The sequence below is a fragment of the Microbacterium terrisoli genome (genome assembly GCF_030866805.1).
Taxonomy (GTDB): domain Bacteria; phylum Actinomycetota; class Actinomycetes; order Actinomycetales; family Microbacteriaceae; genus Microbacterium; species Microbacterium terrisoli.
The window spans coordinates 2,386,054-2,398,364 of sequence record NZ_CP133019.1 but is presented as its reverse complement, the minus strand read 5'-3'; the positions used below and the strand labels follow the sequence as shown (position 1 = coordinate 2,398,364).

Sequence of the window (12,311 nt, the reverse complement as noted above, 5' to 3'; positions counted from 1 at the left end):
GGTTGGATAGAACCCATGACTGACAACCGCACGAAGCCTGAGATCGATGCGCCCACCGGGCCCGCTCCGACAGAACTGGTCGTCCGCGACCTCATCGTCGGCGACGGCGCCGAGGCCAAGGCCGGTGACACCGTCACCGTGCACTACGCCGGCGTGGAGTACGAGTCGGGTGAGGAGTTCGATTCGTCGTGGACCCGCGGCGAATCCATCCAGTTCCCGCTGCGCGGGCTCATCCAGGGATGGCAGGACGGCATCCCGGGCATGAAGGTGGGTGGCCGTCGCGAGCTGGTCATCCCGCCGCACCTGGCCTACGGGCCGGCCGGTGGGCACTTCCTGGGGGGAAAGACCCTGATCTTCGTCATCGACCTCATCGCCGTCGGCTGACGCCGCGCGAACAGAGAGTGGATGCCTCGGCTGAGGCATCCACTCTCTTTTTTCAATTCACAGGAATAGATATTGTGGAGGGGCAGTTACACGTCTCTGACCGCGCCGTCCGGCGTTCCCCAGACAAAAGGACTGTTATGACCGACACGACCCTCGCCCCCGAGATCGCAGGCTACAAGCCCGGCACGTACGTGCTCGACCCCGCTCACAGTGAGGTGCAGTTCAGCGTGCGCCACATGATGATCTCGAAGGTGCGTGGCACCTTCGGTGTCAAGAGCGCGACGCTCTACGCGCCCGAGAACCCGCTCGAGGCCCGTGTTGAGGCCACCGTCGACGTCACCAGCGTCGACACCAACGACGACGGCCGCGACGGCCACCTGCGTTCGGCCGACTTCTTCGACGTCGAGAACCACCCGACGATGGAGTTCCGCTCCACCGGCGTGCGCCTCCAGAAGGGCGACTTCCTCGTCGACGGCGACCTGACCATCCGCGGGGTCACCAAGCCCGTCACGTTCGACTTCGACTTCGGTGGCTTCGGCTCCGACCCGTACGGCAACTACAAGGCCGGCGCGACCGCCAAGACCGTCGTGAACCGTGAGGACTTCGGCCTCGTTTGGAATGCCGCCCTCGAGACCGGCGGCGTGCTCGTCGGCAAGGACGTCACCATCGAACTCGACCTGCAGGGTGCGCTGAGCGCCTGACGCCTTCTGCGAACGACCCCGACCCATCCCAGACGGTCGGGGTCGTTTCGCGTCTGCGGGTGTGCCTGTGCGGTCGGCTGCGGGTCCGGCCGCGCGGTCGGTTGCAGGGTCGGTTGCAGGGTCGGTTGCAGGGAGCGGGGCTGCCTCGTCACGGTACGGGGTGCAGTGCGTCGTACTCCCGGAACCGCGGGTGCATGCGCGCGAACGTGGCCACCAGGGCGATGACGATCAGTCCACCCAGCAGCGGCGGAAACCACAGCGTCGTGAACGTCGCGAGGGCACCGGCATACAGCGCTCCCACGCGCGGGCCGCCGGCGACCACGACGATGAAGATCCCCTGCAGCCGGCCGCGCATCGCGTCGGGCACCGCGGCCTGCATCATCGTGTTGCGGTAGATCGAGCTGATGTTGTCGGCGGCTCCCGACAGCGCCAGCAGCACCGCTGCTGCGCAGATCAGCACGATGTTCGCCGAGCTCTCGTCCACGTGCGCCGGTGCGAACCATCCGACGGCGGCGGCCACCAGGACGAGGCCGAACGCGGCGATCGCGGCGCCGTAAGCGGTCACGGCACGCTGGATGCCCAGGCCGTGATGACGCACCCGCCCGATCGGGCCTGAGAACACGCTCGACAGGAGCGTGCCCGCAGCGACGGCAGCGGTCAGCACGCCGGTGGTGATGGCTCCTCCGCCCAGCAGCACTGCCCCGATCGCGGGGAACAGTGTCAACGGCTGGCCGAATGTCATGGCCGTGATATCCATCAGGTACTGCACGCGGATGTTCGACGCGCGCCGCAGGAACCGCCATCCGTCCTTCAGCGACTCGAGCCCCGGGCGCACGATCGCCCCTTCGGGGCGGATCGCCGGCAGCGTCCACAGCCCGAGGAACAGCGACGTCATCAGCACGACGTCGACCGTGTACGTCCAGGCGTAGCCCGTGGTGGCCACCAGGATGCCGGCCAGCGCCGGACCGGCCATGACCATCAGGCCGAAGCCGATGCCGTTCAGCGCCGAAGCGGCCGGCAGCAGCACCACCGGGATCAGCCGCGGCACGATCGCCGTGCGTGCGGCCATCACGATCGAGTTGGCTGCCGAATTCACCACGCTCAGGGCATACAGCCACCACTGGGTCTCCCACCCGAACCACGTCAGGAGTGCCAGCAGCAGGGTCGAGGCGAAGGTGATGGATGCCGCGGCCAACGCGACCTTGCGCCGGTCGAACGCGTCGGCGAGCATGCCGCCGTACAGACCTGCGAGGATCATCGGCACCAGGCCGGCCACGGCGATCATCGAGACGGCGAACGTGTCATGTGTGATCGCGTACATCTGCAACATTGCTGCCACGATCGTCAGCTGACCGCCCAGGCCCGACAGCGTGGAGCCTGCCCACAGGCGCGCGAACGCGGGAGAGGTGGTCAGAGGTCGCAGGTCGATGAAATGATCGCGGGAGAGTCGGGCCATCACTGCAGTGCCCGTACCCGCGGGGTATGTCGCACGATTCGAGCGTAGCCCGTGCGCGAGCCAGGGTCGGGTGCGGGCCTCTACTCGTCGATCTCGACGCGTTTCGTGCGGGAGGTGTGGCCGCGCACGATCCGCACACGGCTCGGCGCGACGCCGAAGTGCGCGGCCAGCGCACGCTCGACGCCCTTGTTCGCGGCGCCTTCTGCGGCCCGTTCGCGGACGAACACGATCAGGCCATCGGCTTCCTCTTCTACGAGAGGCCCTTTGCGACTGCCGGGCTTGACGCGCACCGTGAGCTGCATGTCGTCGAGACTAGTGGGGTCGGGCTCAGGGGTGGGCCGCATAGGAGTCGATATCTACGAAAGTGGAGGATCTCGCGCGTTTGGCCGCTGTCAGGGCTGTGGTGCAGCGCAAACGCCACGGGAAAGGCTGGAAAAGAGATCAATGCGTCTCTTGACTATGGGTACACATGTTCGATAGTATGGGTGATACAAGGTCAGCCGGGAGGAGCCGTTCATGTCGATGTTGACGAACGCGGGCTTGTCTCCGGTGCTGGTGGAGTTGGATGAGTTGGTGGGTCATCTGACCGCGTCGCGGGAGCGGGCGGCGCGGATGTTCGCGGCGGAGATGTTCTTCTTCGAGCAGGTCGCCGGGATCGTCGAACGCCGGGAGGCCGAGCGTGCCGCGGCCGATGAGGGGGCGATCACCCGGTCCTCGCAGTTGGGGATGCGGGAGGTGTTCGCCGAGATCGGCGCCGCACTCAAGCTCAGCGAATGGCAGGTCGCGCGGAAGGTGTCGTCGGCGTGGACGTTGATGCACCAGTTCCATGAGACGCTGTGCGACGCGAGCTGCGGGGTGTTCTCCGGGGAGCACGCGGCGCTGATCGCCGACGCGGGCGCGGTGATCGAGAACGCGACGATCCGGGCGGAGTTCGAGCGGATCGCGCGGGAGCTGGCGGCGGAGCTGACGCCGGGGCAGTTGAAGGCGGCGCTGGCCGGGCTGGTGCAGCGCCTGGACCCGGAAGGCTGCGAGAGGCGGGTGCGGGATGCGGTGGCACGTCGGAAGGTCACCGCCCGGGAGGTTGAGCCGGGGCTGACCCGGATCACCGCGGATGTGCCCACCGCGCAGGGTGCGGGCATCATCGACCGGATCCGGGCGATGGCCACCGAACTGCACGACCAGAACACCACCGTCAAGGCTGATGCCGAAGCCGCCGCTGCTGACGTTGCGGCGCAGAAGGCCGCGGCTGAGAAGGCCGCGGCTGACGCTGCGGCCACGGACGACGCCGCGGCCAAGGCCGATGGCGCCGAAGCTGCGGGCGCCGAAGCTGATGGCGCCGAAGCTGCGGGCGCCGGTACTGCCGAAGCCAGCGCTGATGCCGATGCCGAGGATGTGGATGCCGAGGATGTGGATGCTGATGCTGTGGTGTTCGATGAGCGCACGCACACGCAGATCATGGCGGACATCTTCTGCGACCTGCTGCTGACCGGAAACACGCACGGGCACGGCACCACCGAGGCGGGCCGGGATGCGATCAACAGCATCACCCCGACCGTGCAGGTGACCATCCCTGCCACGACCCTTGCCGGGGCGACGGTCGGCGGGGCGGCGGTGGACGGGTTCGGACCCATCGACGACACCACGGCGAAACATCTTGCTGGGGTCGCGAAAGCGTGGGTGCGGGTGTTCACCGACCCGTGCTCCGGCATCCCGATCAGTGTGGACCGGTACCGGCCCTCCAAGAAACAGAAACTGTTCCTGCAGGTGCGGGACCGGCACTGCCGGTTCCCCGGCTGCCGCCGCCCCGCCCAAACATGCGACATCGACCACACCATCCCGTACGCGCAGGGCGGGCCGACGTGCCTGTGCAACCTGGAACACTTCTGCAAACGCCATCACACCGTCAAACACGACACCGCCTGGACGGTCGAGCAACTCTCTGGTGGGATCCTCCGGTTCACCGCGCCGACCAGGCGCGTCCACACCACCAGACCACCCGGGACCGTCAGATTCACCCCGATACAACTGATCGACCCTGACCCGCACCTGAAACACCAGTTCGCACAACAACTCGCCGACGACCCCGCACCCTACTGATCCGCGAACAGGGCACGTCACCGGGCACGAACTGGCACGAGCAGGTGCGTGGTTTCACACCCTCCGACGCAGGACGGCGGACGCTGCGTCGTGCGGTAGACTTGTTCGGTTGCCGTTCGATCGGCCGCGGATAAAGAGAGCTCACGCATCGGGCGTCGGGCACCGCGCAATGACCAGAGAGGGGACCGCTTTATGGCACTGGATGCAGAAGTCAAGAAGGCGATCATCGAAGAGTACGCGACGCACCCCGGTGACACCGGTTCCCCCGAGGTGCAGGTCGCGATGCTGACGCAGCGCATCAAAGACCTGACCGAGCACCTGAAAGAGCACAAGCACGACCACCACTCGCGTCGTGGGCTCTTCCTGCTCGTGGGTCAGCGCCGCCGTCTGCTCGGCTATCTTCAGGACATCGACATCGCGCGTTATCGCTCGTTGATCGAGCGCCTGGGGCTCCGCCGCTAAGGCACGCGAACCAGCGTTCAATCGCTCCAAACATTCTTGGAAGGCCGTCCCCCGGTGGGGACGGCCTTCGTCGTTGCCGGGCTGCTGACGCGGTCAGCGCCTGCGCACTCAGTGTGCGATGAGATCGGAGTGCCACTTGGCCGCGACGTCGGGGTGCGCGCGCAGCCGTGACTTCAGAGCATTCTCGCCATACAGCGCATGGATCGGGTTGGCCGGGTCCCGTTCCACTCCGCGTGCCTGTGCGGCCAGCTCGTCGGGCAGCTCGATCAGCGGCAGCCGCCGATCCAGCTGAGGGTTGAAGAAGAACGGCACCGAGATGCGCTCGTCCGGGCGTGCGGGCGAGATCACGCGGTGGTTGGTCGCCGTCAGGTATCCCTGGGTCGCGTACTCGAGCTGCTCGCCGATGTTCACGACGAACGCGCCCGGAACGGGAGGTGCGTCGACCCACACGCCGTCTCGCTGCACCTGCAGCCCGCCCTTGCCGGGCTCGACCCACAGCAGCGTGAGCACGCCCGAATCCTTGTGCGCGCCCACCCCCTGACCGGCGGGGTCGTCGATGCCGGGGTACCGCACGATCTTCGTCAGGGTCGACGGCTCGCCGAAGTGCGCGTCGAAGTACGACTCCTCGGCGCCGAGGGCGAGCGCCCAGGCGCGCAGCAGGCGGCGGGAGACGTCCCGCAGGTGCGCTTCCCAGTCGTCGACCACTTCGCGCAGCTCGGGCAGGGCCGCCGGCCACAGATTCGGTCCGATCAGCCGGGCGTAGCCGGGGGCATCCTCCCACGCGACGGCCTCGCGCTCTGGACCGATGTCGATCTGCTCGCGCCAATCCACCCGACCCTGCGTGCGTTCGCCGCCGATCCGCGTGTACCCACGGAAATGCGGGCTGTTCACGTTCTCTATCGCGAGCTTGTCGGCCTCGGGCAGTGCGAAGAACGCGCGGGCGGTGCGCAGCAGCCGCTCTTCGAGTTCGGGCGGCACCCCCGTGCCCGTCAGATAGAAGAATCCGACGTCGTGCGTGGCAGTGCGCAGCTCGTCGCGAAAGCGGGCGCCGGCGGCCGGCCCGTCGTCCAGCAGCGACAGGTCGAGGATCGGAAGGTTCAACGTCGTCATGGTCCGACGTTAGAGGGATGTCGCAGTCTGGTCGGATCGTGTTGCCCTGCGTGAACGCCGACGGCGGTTTGTGACAATCTGTTCACGGTCCGCGCCCGCCTTGAGTGCCATGGTCCGCTCACGGTAAGGTCATACTTACTGAGGGTCGCCTTACCTGACTTTTGCTGTCGGACTGCACCGGTGCAGGGCGTCGGAGAGACGCAGGCGACCCGTGTCCCGTCATCACGATCGAGATCGGATCCCCCGTGCTCGCAACCTTCCTCATCGGCCTGCGCGAAGGCCTCGAAGCGGCTCTCGTCGTCGGCATCCTCGCCGCGTATCTCAGCCGCCTCGGCCGCCGCGACGTGCTGCCGCGTCTGTGGATCGGGGTGGGCCTGGCGATCGTCCTGGCGGTCGGTGTGGGCGCGGTGCTCACGTTCGGCGAATACGCGCTGACGTTCCAGGGGCAGGAGATCCTCGGCGGCCTGCTGTCGCTGGTGGCCGTGGCAATGGTCACCTGGATGATCTTCTGGATGCAGAAGACCTCGCGCCATATGAAGAAGGCGTTGGAGGGGCATCTCGACAAGGCGCTGGCCTCGGGAACGATCTGGGCGCTCGTCCTGGTCGGCTTCGTCTCGGTGGCCCGCGAGGGCGTCGAGTCCGCGCTGCTGCTGTGGTCGATGACGCAGTCCTTCGGCTCGTCGCCTGCGGTGCTGCTGGGCGCCCTGCTCGGATTCGCGGTCGCCGCCGTCGCCGGCTGGGCCTTGGCCAAGGGCATGCTGCATCTGAATCTGCGGCTGTTCTTCGCGTGGACCGGAGCGTTCCTGGTGATCGTGGCCGCGGGAGTTCTGGCCTATGCCCTGCACGATCTGCAGGAAGCGGGAGTGGTTCCGGGGCCGTTCACCGCTCTGGCACCGGTTGCGGCGAACGGTGCCGTGGCCGTCGGGTGGGCAGGCTTCCCCTTCGGCTGGGCTTTCGACGTCTCGCACGTGATCGCCCCCGGCAGTGCGCTGGCCGTCGTCCTGCAGGCACTGGTCGGCTTCATGCCGCAGATGAGCTGGGTCCAGGTCATCGCCTGGGTGCTCTACGTCGCGGTGGTCGGCACGTTCTTCCTGCGCGGGCTGCGCGCACCGGCGCGCGCCGTGAGCGCGCCCGCTCCTTCTCTCACAACCGTCACCCCCTCACACCAAGGAGTCCGATGACCGCGCCCCGCGCCCTCGCCCTATCCGCCGCCGTCGGCGTCGCCGCTCTCGCCCTCACCGGGTGCGTCGCGAAGGCCGACGTCGCGGCCTCTGACGCGTTGACGGTCACCTCGACGGACACCGCGTGCACCGTCTCGGCACCGAAGGCCACCAGCGGCACTCTTGCGTTCGATGTGTCCAACACCGGCAGCCAGGTCACCGAGTTCTACCTGCTGGCAGACGACGGTCTGCGAATCATCGGCGAAGTCGAGAACGTCGCCCCCGGCGCCACGCGCACACTGACGCTGGTCGCCCAGCCGGGCGACTACTACACGCTGTGCAAGCCCGGCATGGTCGGCGACGGTGTCGGGAAAGCCTCGTTCACGGTCTCGGGCGAAAAGGTCAAGGCGGAAGGGTCGGACGCCGCACAGAAGAAGAAGGCCGTCGACCTGTACGCCGCGTTCGTGAAGGACCAGACAGGTCAGCTGCTGCCGGCGGTCAAGACGTTCGCCGCCGTGTACGAGAAGGGTGACGACGCTGCTGCCAAAGAGCAGTTCCCGCGCGTGCGCTCCTTCTACGAGCGCATCGAACCGATCGCCGAGTCGCTCGGCGACCTCGACCCGAAGATCGACTTCCGTGAGGTCGATGCGAAGGCCGACGGCATCCCGTGGACCGGTTTCCACCGCATCGAGAAGGACCTCTGGGTCCCCGCGAAGAACGCTCTGAACGCCGACGACGCGACGCCGGCGTGGAAGGACTGGGTGCCCTCGACGCCCGCCGAGCGTGCCACGATCGGCGCGCAGCTGGTGACCGACGTGCAGTCGCTGTATGACTACGTGCACGGCGGCCAGTTCGTCGCCGCGCTGGAGGAGCAGGGCGTCGCGGGCCTGTCCAACGGTGCGATCAGCCTGCTCGACGAAGTCGCCAAGAACAAGATCACCGGTGAAGAGGACTGGTGGAGTGGCACCGATCTGTGGGACTTCGCAGCGAACGTGGAAGGTTCGAAGATGGCCTTCTCGCTCGTGCGCGACCTGGCAGGGTCCGCGGGCTCTGACGGCACGGCTCTGGTCGCCAAGATCGACAAGGGCTACCAGGAGCTGCAGGCGAAGCTGGCCACCTACGGCGATGCAGACAAGGGCTACGTCGCGTACGGCAAGCTCACCGATCAGGACCGTCGCGACCTCACCGATCTCATCAACCGCCTCGCCGAGCCGCTCTCGCAGCTGACGCAGACGATCCTGTCATGAGCGAGGGTCTGAGCCGCCGCGGACTCCTGGGCCTGCTCGGGGCAGGTGCCGGTGGTCTGGTCGTCGGTGGCATCGGGGGAGTGGCGATCGGCGCGGGCGTGGCCTCGTCGGCTGCAGCCGGGGCCGCCGGCACCGTGCACCCGTTCTACGGTGCGCACCAGGGCGGCATCTCCACCCCCGTGCAGGAGCACCTGCACTTCGCCGCGTTCGACATGGCCGACGATGCCACCCGCGACGATCTCATCTCGCTGCTGAAGGACTGGACCTACGCGTCAGCCCGCATGACCAAGGGTCTGGACGTCAGCGCGAAGGGTGCCGTCCACGGCTCGCCGCAGGCGCCGCCCGATGACACCGGCGAGGCTCTGGGGCTGTCGGCTTCGGCCCTGACGATCACTTTCGGCTTCGGCCCCGGGCTGTTCACGAACGCGTCGTTCGGGCTCGCTGCCGCTCGCCCGGCGCAGCTCGCAGACCTGCCGCCGTTCATCGGCGAGCAGCTCGATGCACAGCTGTGCGGGGGAGACCTCTGCATCCAGGCGTGCGCGGATGACCCCCAGGTCGCCTTCCACGCCGTGCGCAACCTCAGCCGCATCGCGTTCGGTCGCGCGCGCATCCGCTGGTCGCAGCTCGGCTTCGGGCGCACGTCCAAGACCACCGCAGATCAGTCCACTCCGCGCAATCTCTTCGGATTCAAGGACGGCACGGCCAACATCCTCGCCGACGATCCGAAGGCGCTTGACGAGCACGTGTGGGCGTCCGCGTCGGATGGGCCCGCGTGGCTTGTCGGTGGCTCGTATCTCGCGGTGCGCAACATCCGCCAGCGCATCGAGACGTGGGATCGTGTGCGGCTCGTCGAGCAGGAGCAGATCATCGGCCGAGACAAGGGCGAGGGGGCTCCGCTGTCCGGAGGCACCGAGTTCACCGCCCTGGACTTCCACAAGAAGGATGCCGCCGGCCGCCCCGCGATCGATGTCAAGGCACACGCGCGCCTCGCGCATCCCGAACTCAATCAGGGAGTGCGTCTGCTGCGCCGGGGCTACAACTTCGTCAACGGCAATGACCTGACCGGAGACCTGTCGGCGGGACTGTTCTTCCTGTCCTATCAGCGCTCGCCGGACCGATTCATCCGTGTGCAGCGGTCAGTGGCCAAAGACCTGATGGCCGAATACCTCGTCCATGTCGGGTCTGCGATCTTCGCGGTCCCGCCGGGGACCGAAGAGGGCTCGTACGTGGGTGCGGGGCTGTTCGCGGCGACCTGAATCAGGCATCCTGAACGCGAGGAATAATCTCAGCGGCTCCGTGTTTGATCAGATACATTCAGTTGCATAGAGGTGGATGCCGCGGCATCCCGAAAGCGAGACTTCGATGAGCGAGAACACCACGGGCGCGGGAGCAACCGACGCAGGCATGCAGTTCGGCCTGTTCTCGGTCAGCGACATCACACAGGACCCGACCACGGGCGTGACCCCGAGTGAGGCCGAGCGCATCCAGGCGACGCTGACGATCGCCACGCACGCCGAAGAGGTCGGGCTCGACGTCTTCGCGATCGGCGAGCACCACAACCCGCCGTTCTGGTCCTCGTCGCCGACCACCACCCTCGCCTACATCGCCGCGAAGACCGAGCGCCTGATCGTCTCGACGGCCACGACCCTGATCACGACGAACGACCCGGTGAAGATCGCCGAGGATTTCGCCGTGCTGCAGCACGTGTCCGGCGGCCGCGCCGACCTGATGCTGGGCCGTGGCAACACCGGTCCCGTGTACCCGTGGTTCGGAAAGGACATCCGACAGGGTCTGCCGCTGGCCGTGGAGAACTATGCGCTGCTGCACAAGCTGTGGCGCGAAGACGTGGTGGACTGGGAAGGGAAGTTCCGCACGCCGCTGCAGGGCTTCACCTCGACGCCGCGTCCGCTGGACGGCGTGCCGCCGTTCGTCTGGCACGGGTCGATCCGCACGCCTGAGATCGCCGAGCAGGCCGCGTATTACGGCGACGGCTTCTTCGCCAACAACATCTTCTGGCCCGCCGAGCACTATCAGCGCCTGATCGAGCTGTACCGCCAGCGCTGGGACCACTACGGCCACGGGGCCCCTGAGACGGCCATCGTGGGCCTGGGCGGCCAGGCGTTCATGCGCAAGAACTCGCAGGACGCGGTCAACGAGTTCCGCCCCTACTTCGACAACGCCCCGGTGTACGGGCACGGTCCGTCGATGGAGGACTTCACCAAGATGACGCCCCTGACGGTCGGCTCGCCGCAGCAGGTCATCGATCGCTACGCCGGCATGCGCGACCTGTTCGGCGACTACCAGCGTCAGCTGTTCCTGATCGACCACTCCGGCCTGCCGCTGAAGACCGTGCTCGAGCAGTTGGATCTGCTCGGCGGCGAGGTCGTGCCGGTGCTTCGTCGCGAGCTCGCGAAGAACCGCCCCGCGGCGGTTCCGGATGCCCCGACCCATGCATCGCTGGTGAAGGCGGCCTACGGCGACGGACCGGTACGCCAGCCCCGGCCGAACGCCAACCGCGGCGACAACGTCACCGGTGGCTCGCCCTACCAGGACACCCCCGCACCGGCAGGCGCCGCGTTCGGCCTCGGCGGCGCACGGTGAGCGCGCCGCGGCGCATCGCCGTTGTTGCGGCGGGGCTGTCCACACCCTCCTCGACGCGCATGCTCGCCGACCGGCTCGCCCATGCGGTCGTGCAGCACCTGCGCGAGCGCGACATCGAGGCATCCGTCGACACATTCGAGCTGCGCGACTACGCGCACGAGATCACGAACCATCTGCTCACCGGCTTCGCCGCGCCCGAACTGGAGTCGATGATCAACACCGTGATCTCGGCCGACGCGATCATCGTGGTCACCCCGATCTTCACCACGAGCTACTCGGGTCTGTTCAAGTCGTTCATCGACGTCCTCGACAAGGATTCCCTGATCGGCAAGCCGGTGCTCATCGGCGCCACCGCCGGCACGTCGCGCCATTCGCTGGCGATCGACTACGCGATCCGCCCGTTGTTCGCCTACCTGCACGCAGACGCCGTCTCGACCGGTGTGTTCGCCGCCTCCGATGACTGGGGGGTCACGGCAGACCAGGTCGCGCCGCTGGGAGCGCGCATCGAGAAGGGCGCCAGCGAGCTCGCCGACGCCGTCGCGCAACGGCAGCCGGCGACCTCGTCGGACCCGTTCGACCCCGCGAATTATCTGCGCGGTGGAAACTCCTTCGAGAACCTGCTGGGCGGGCTCTCGGGGGAGTGATTCGGTGCGGCCACGCGGCATGAAGGGGCGGGCAGCACAGCGCTCACCCGCTCTTGCGGCGGAACTCGCGCTTCTGGCCGGCCCGACCGTGAGGCTCTGCAACCGAGCCCCGTCCGTCCAGGTGGGACTCGCCGTCGCGGCTGCGGGCGTTCTTCCTGTCGAGCGCCTCACGGAACTTGCGCTTCACCTCATCGGATGCCGCGGACTGCGTGGTGTCGTCGTCGCTCATGGTCCCACCCTAGGCGAGGGCCCGGGTGCCCGCCATCCCGTACCCCTCCTGATAGGATTGCGAAGGTTGCCGTGTGGCATCCGCTCAATCGAATACTGAGCTCGAATATCGAGCTCCAGGAGCAGACCGGTGAGAAGCTGGTCTCCTGTGGTGGGTTCCTCTCCGGTCCGATGGTCGACACGAGGGTGATCTTCTACTGGTGACCAGCGCGGGCGGTCGT

13 protein-coding genes are annotated in these 12,311 nt (G+C 67.5%); 9 read left to right on the top strand and 4 right to left on the bottom strand.

What is annotated here, in order from left to right:
* The first annotated feature begins 15 nt into the window (after window positions 1-15).
* Window positions 16-384, top strand: coding sequence for an FKBP-type peptidyl-prolyl cis-trans isomerase (locus QU603_RS10795; RefSeq protein ID WP_308491393.1), 369 nt, complete (start codon window positions 16-18; stop codon window positions 382-384).
* A 137-nt stretch (window positions 385-521) separates the two neighbouring features.
* Window positions 522-1,085, top strand: a complete 564-nt coding sequence (locus tag QU603_RS10790; RefSeq protein ID WP_308491392.1) for a YceI family protein — start codon at window positions 522-524, stop codon at window positions 1,083-1,085.
* A gap of 148 nt (window positions 1,086-1,233) precedes the next feature.
* On the opposite strand, the gene QU603_RS10785 is transcribed toward QU603_RS10790, so the two are convergent.
* Entirely contained in the window at window positions 1,234-2,541 is a 1,308-nt protein-coding gene (locus tag QU603_RS10785) for an MFS transporter (RefSeq protein ID WP_308491391.1), read from the bottom strand.
* A gap of 80 nt (window positions 2,542-2,621) precedes the next feature.
* The gene (locus QU603_RS10780) at window positions 2,622-2,843 is read right to left on the bottom strand and encodes a DUF167 domain-containing protein (protein WP_308491390.1); all 222 of its coding nucleotides are present in this window, start codon (window positions 2,841-2,843) and stop codon (window positions 2,622-2,624) included.
* A gap of 214 nt (window positions 2,844-3,057) precedes the next feature.
* On the opposite strand from QU603_RS10780, the gene QU603_RS10775 reads away from it, so the two are divergent.
* Both QU603_RS10775 and rpsO read left to right on the top strand, forming a co-directional pair.
* Entirely contained in the window at window positions 3,058-4,638 is a 1,581-nt protein-coding gene (locus QU603_RS10775; protein ID WP_308491389.1) for an HNH endonuclease signature motif containing protein, read from the top strand.
* 192 nt (window positions 4,639-4,830) lie between these two features.
* Window positions 4,831-5,100: a 30S ribosomal protein S15 gene (gene rpsO / locus QU603_RS10770; protein WP_153745616.1), complete on the top strand. Its 270-nt coding sequence runs from the start codon at window positions 4,831-4,833 to the stop codon at window positions 5,098-5,100.
* Window positions 5,101-5,208: 108 nt separating this feature from the next.
* Here the strand turns inward: rpsO and QU603_RS10765 are convergent, their stop codons facing one another.
* Complete coding sequence (locus QU603_RS10765; protein ID WP_308491388.1) at window positions 5,209-6,210, bottom strand: isopenicillin N synthase family dioxygenase; 1,002 nt, start codon at window positions 6,208-6,210, stop codon at window positions 5,209-5,211.
* Between the two features lie 245 nt (window positions 6,211-6,455).
* Between QU603_RS10765 and efeU the strand changes: the two genes are divergently transcribed.
* From efeU to QU603_RS10740, 5 genes are all read left to right on the top strand, one after another.
* Window positions 6,456-7,391 carry an iron uptake transporter permease EfeU gene (gene efeU / locus QU603_RS10760; RefSeq protein WP_308491387.1) on the top strand — a complete coding sequence of 312 codons (936 nt, stop codon included), beginning with the start codon at window positions 6,456-6,458 and terminating at the stop codon, window positions 7,389-7,391.
* Entirely contained in the window at window positions 7,388-8,617 is a 1,230-nt protein-coding gene (gene efeO / locus QU603_RS10755; RefSeq protein WP_308491386.1) for an iron uptake system protein EfeO, read from the top strand. Before efeU ends, efeO begins: the two co-directional genes overlap by 4 nt.
* Window positions 8,614-9,873 (top strand): iron uptake transporter deferrochelatase/peroxidase subunit, encoded by a 1,260-nt coding sequence (gene efeB / locus QU603_RS10750; protein WP_308491385.1) that lies wholly within the window; start codon window positions 8,614-8,616, stop codon window positions 9,871-9,873. Before efeO ends, efeB begins: the two co-directional genes overlap by 4 nt.
* Before the next feature lie 148 nt (window positions 9,874-10,021).
* On the top strand, window positions 10,022-11,218 hold the full coding sequence (locus tag QU603_RS10745) for an LLM class flavin-dependent oxidoreductase (RefSeq protein ID WP_370655353.1): 1,197 nt from the start codon (window positions 10,022-10,024) through the stop codon (window positions 11,216-11,218).
* Window positions 11,215-11,862, top strand: a complete 648-nt coding sequence (locus tag QU603_RS10740; RefSeq protein WP_308491383.1) for an FMN reductase — start codon at window positions 11,215-11,217, stop codon at window positions 11,860-11,862. The genes QU603_RS10745 and QU603_RS10740 overlap by 4 nt, the downstream gene beginning before the upstream one ends.
* Before the next feature lie 43 nt (window positions 11,863-11,905).
* On the opposite strand, the gene QU603_RS10735 is transcribed toward QU603_RS10740, so the two are convergent.
* Window positions 11,906-12,091, bottom strand: coding sequence for a DUF5302 domain-containing protein (locus QU603_RS10735; protein WP_308491382.1), 186 nt, complete (start codon window positions 12,089-12,091; stop codon window positions 11,906-11,908).
* Between the last annotated feature and the right edge of the window lie 220 nt (window positions 12,092-12,311).

What these genes read in the sequence shown, in the direction of transcription:
- QU603_RS10785 (WP_308491391.1), bottom strand. Translation starts at nt 2,541, where the DNA reads ATGGCCCGACTCTCCCGCGATCATTTCATCGACCTGCGACCTCTGACC.
- QU603_RS10775 (WP_308491389.1), top strand. Translation starts at nt 3,058, where the DNA reads ATGTCGATGTTGACGAACGCGGGCTTGTCTCCGGTGCTGGTGGAGTTG.
- QU603_RS10745 (WP_370655353.1), top strand. Translation starts at nt 10,022, where the DNA reads ATGCAGTTCGGCCTGTTCTCGGTCAGCGACATCACACAGGACCCGACC.
- QU603_RS10765 (WP_308491388.1), bottom strand. Translation starts at nt 6,210, where the DNA reads ATGACGACGTTGAACCTTCCGATCCTCGACCTGTCGCTGCTGGACGAC.
- QU603_RS10790 (WP_308491392.1), top strand. Translation starts at nt 522, where the DNA reads ATGACCGACACGACCCTCGCCCCCGAGATCGCAGGCTACAAGCCCGGC.
- efeB (WP_308491385.1), top strand. Translation starts at nt 8,614, where the DNA reads ATGAGCGAGGGTCTGAGCCGCCGCGGACTCCTGGGCCTGCTCGGGGCA.
- QU603_RS10780 (WP_308491390.1), bottom strand. Translation starts at nt 2,843, where the DNA reads ATGCAGCTCACGGTGCGCGTCAAGCCCGGCAGTCGCAAAGGGCCTCTC.
- QU603_RS10795 (WP_308491393.1), top strand. Translation starts at nt 16, where the DNA reads ATGACTGACAACCGCACGAAGCCTGAGATCGATGCGCCCACCGGGCCC.
- efeO (WP_308491386.1), top strand. Translation starts at nt 7,388, where the DNA reads ATGACCGCGCCCCGCGCCCTCGCCCTATCCGCCGCCGTCGGCGTCGCC.
- rpsO (WP_153745616.1), top strand. Translation starts at nt 4,831, where the DNA reads ATGGCACTGGATGCAGAAGTCAAGAAGGCGATCATCGAAGAGTACGCG.
- QU603_RS10735 (WP_308491382.1), bottom strand. Translation starts at nt 12,091, where the DNA reads ATGAGCGACGACGACACCACGCAGTCCGCGGCATCCGATGAGGTGAAG.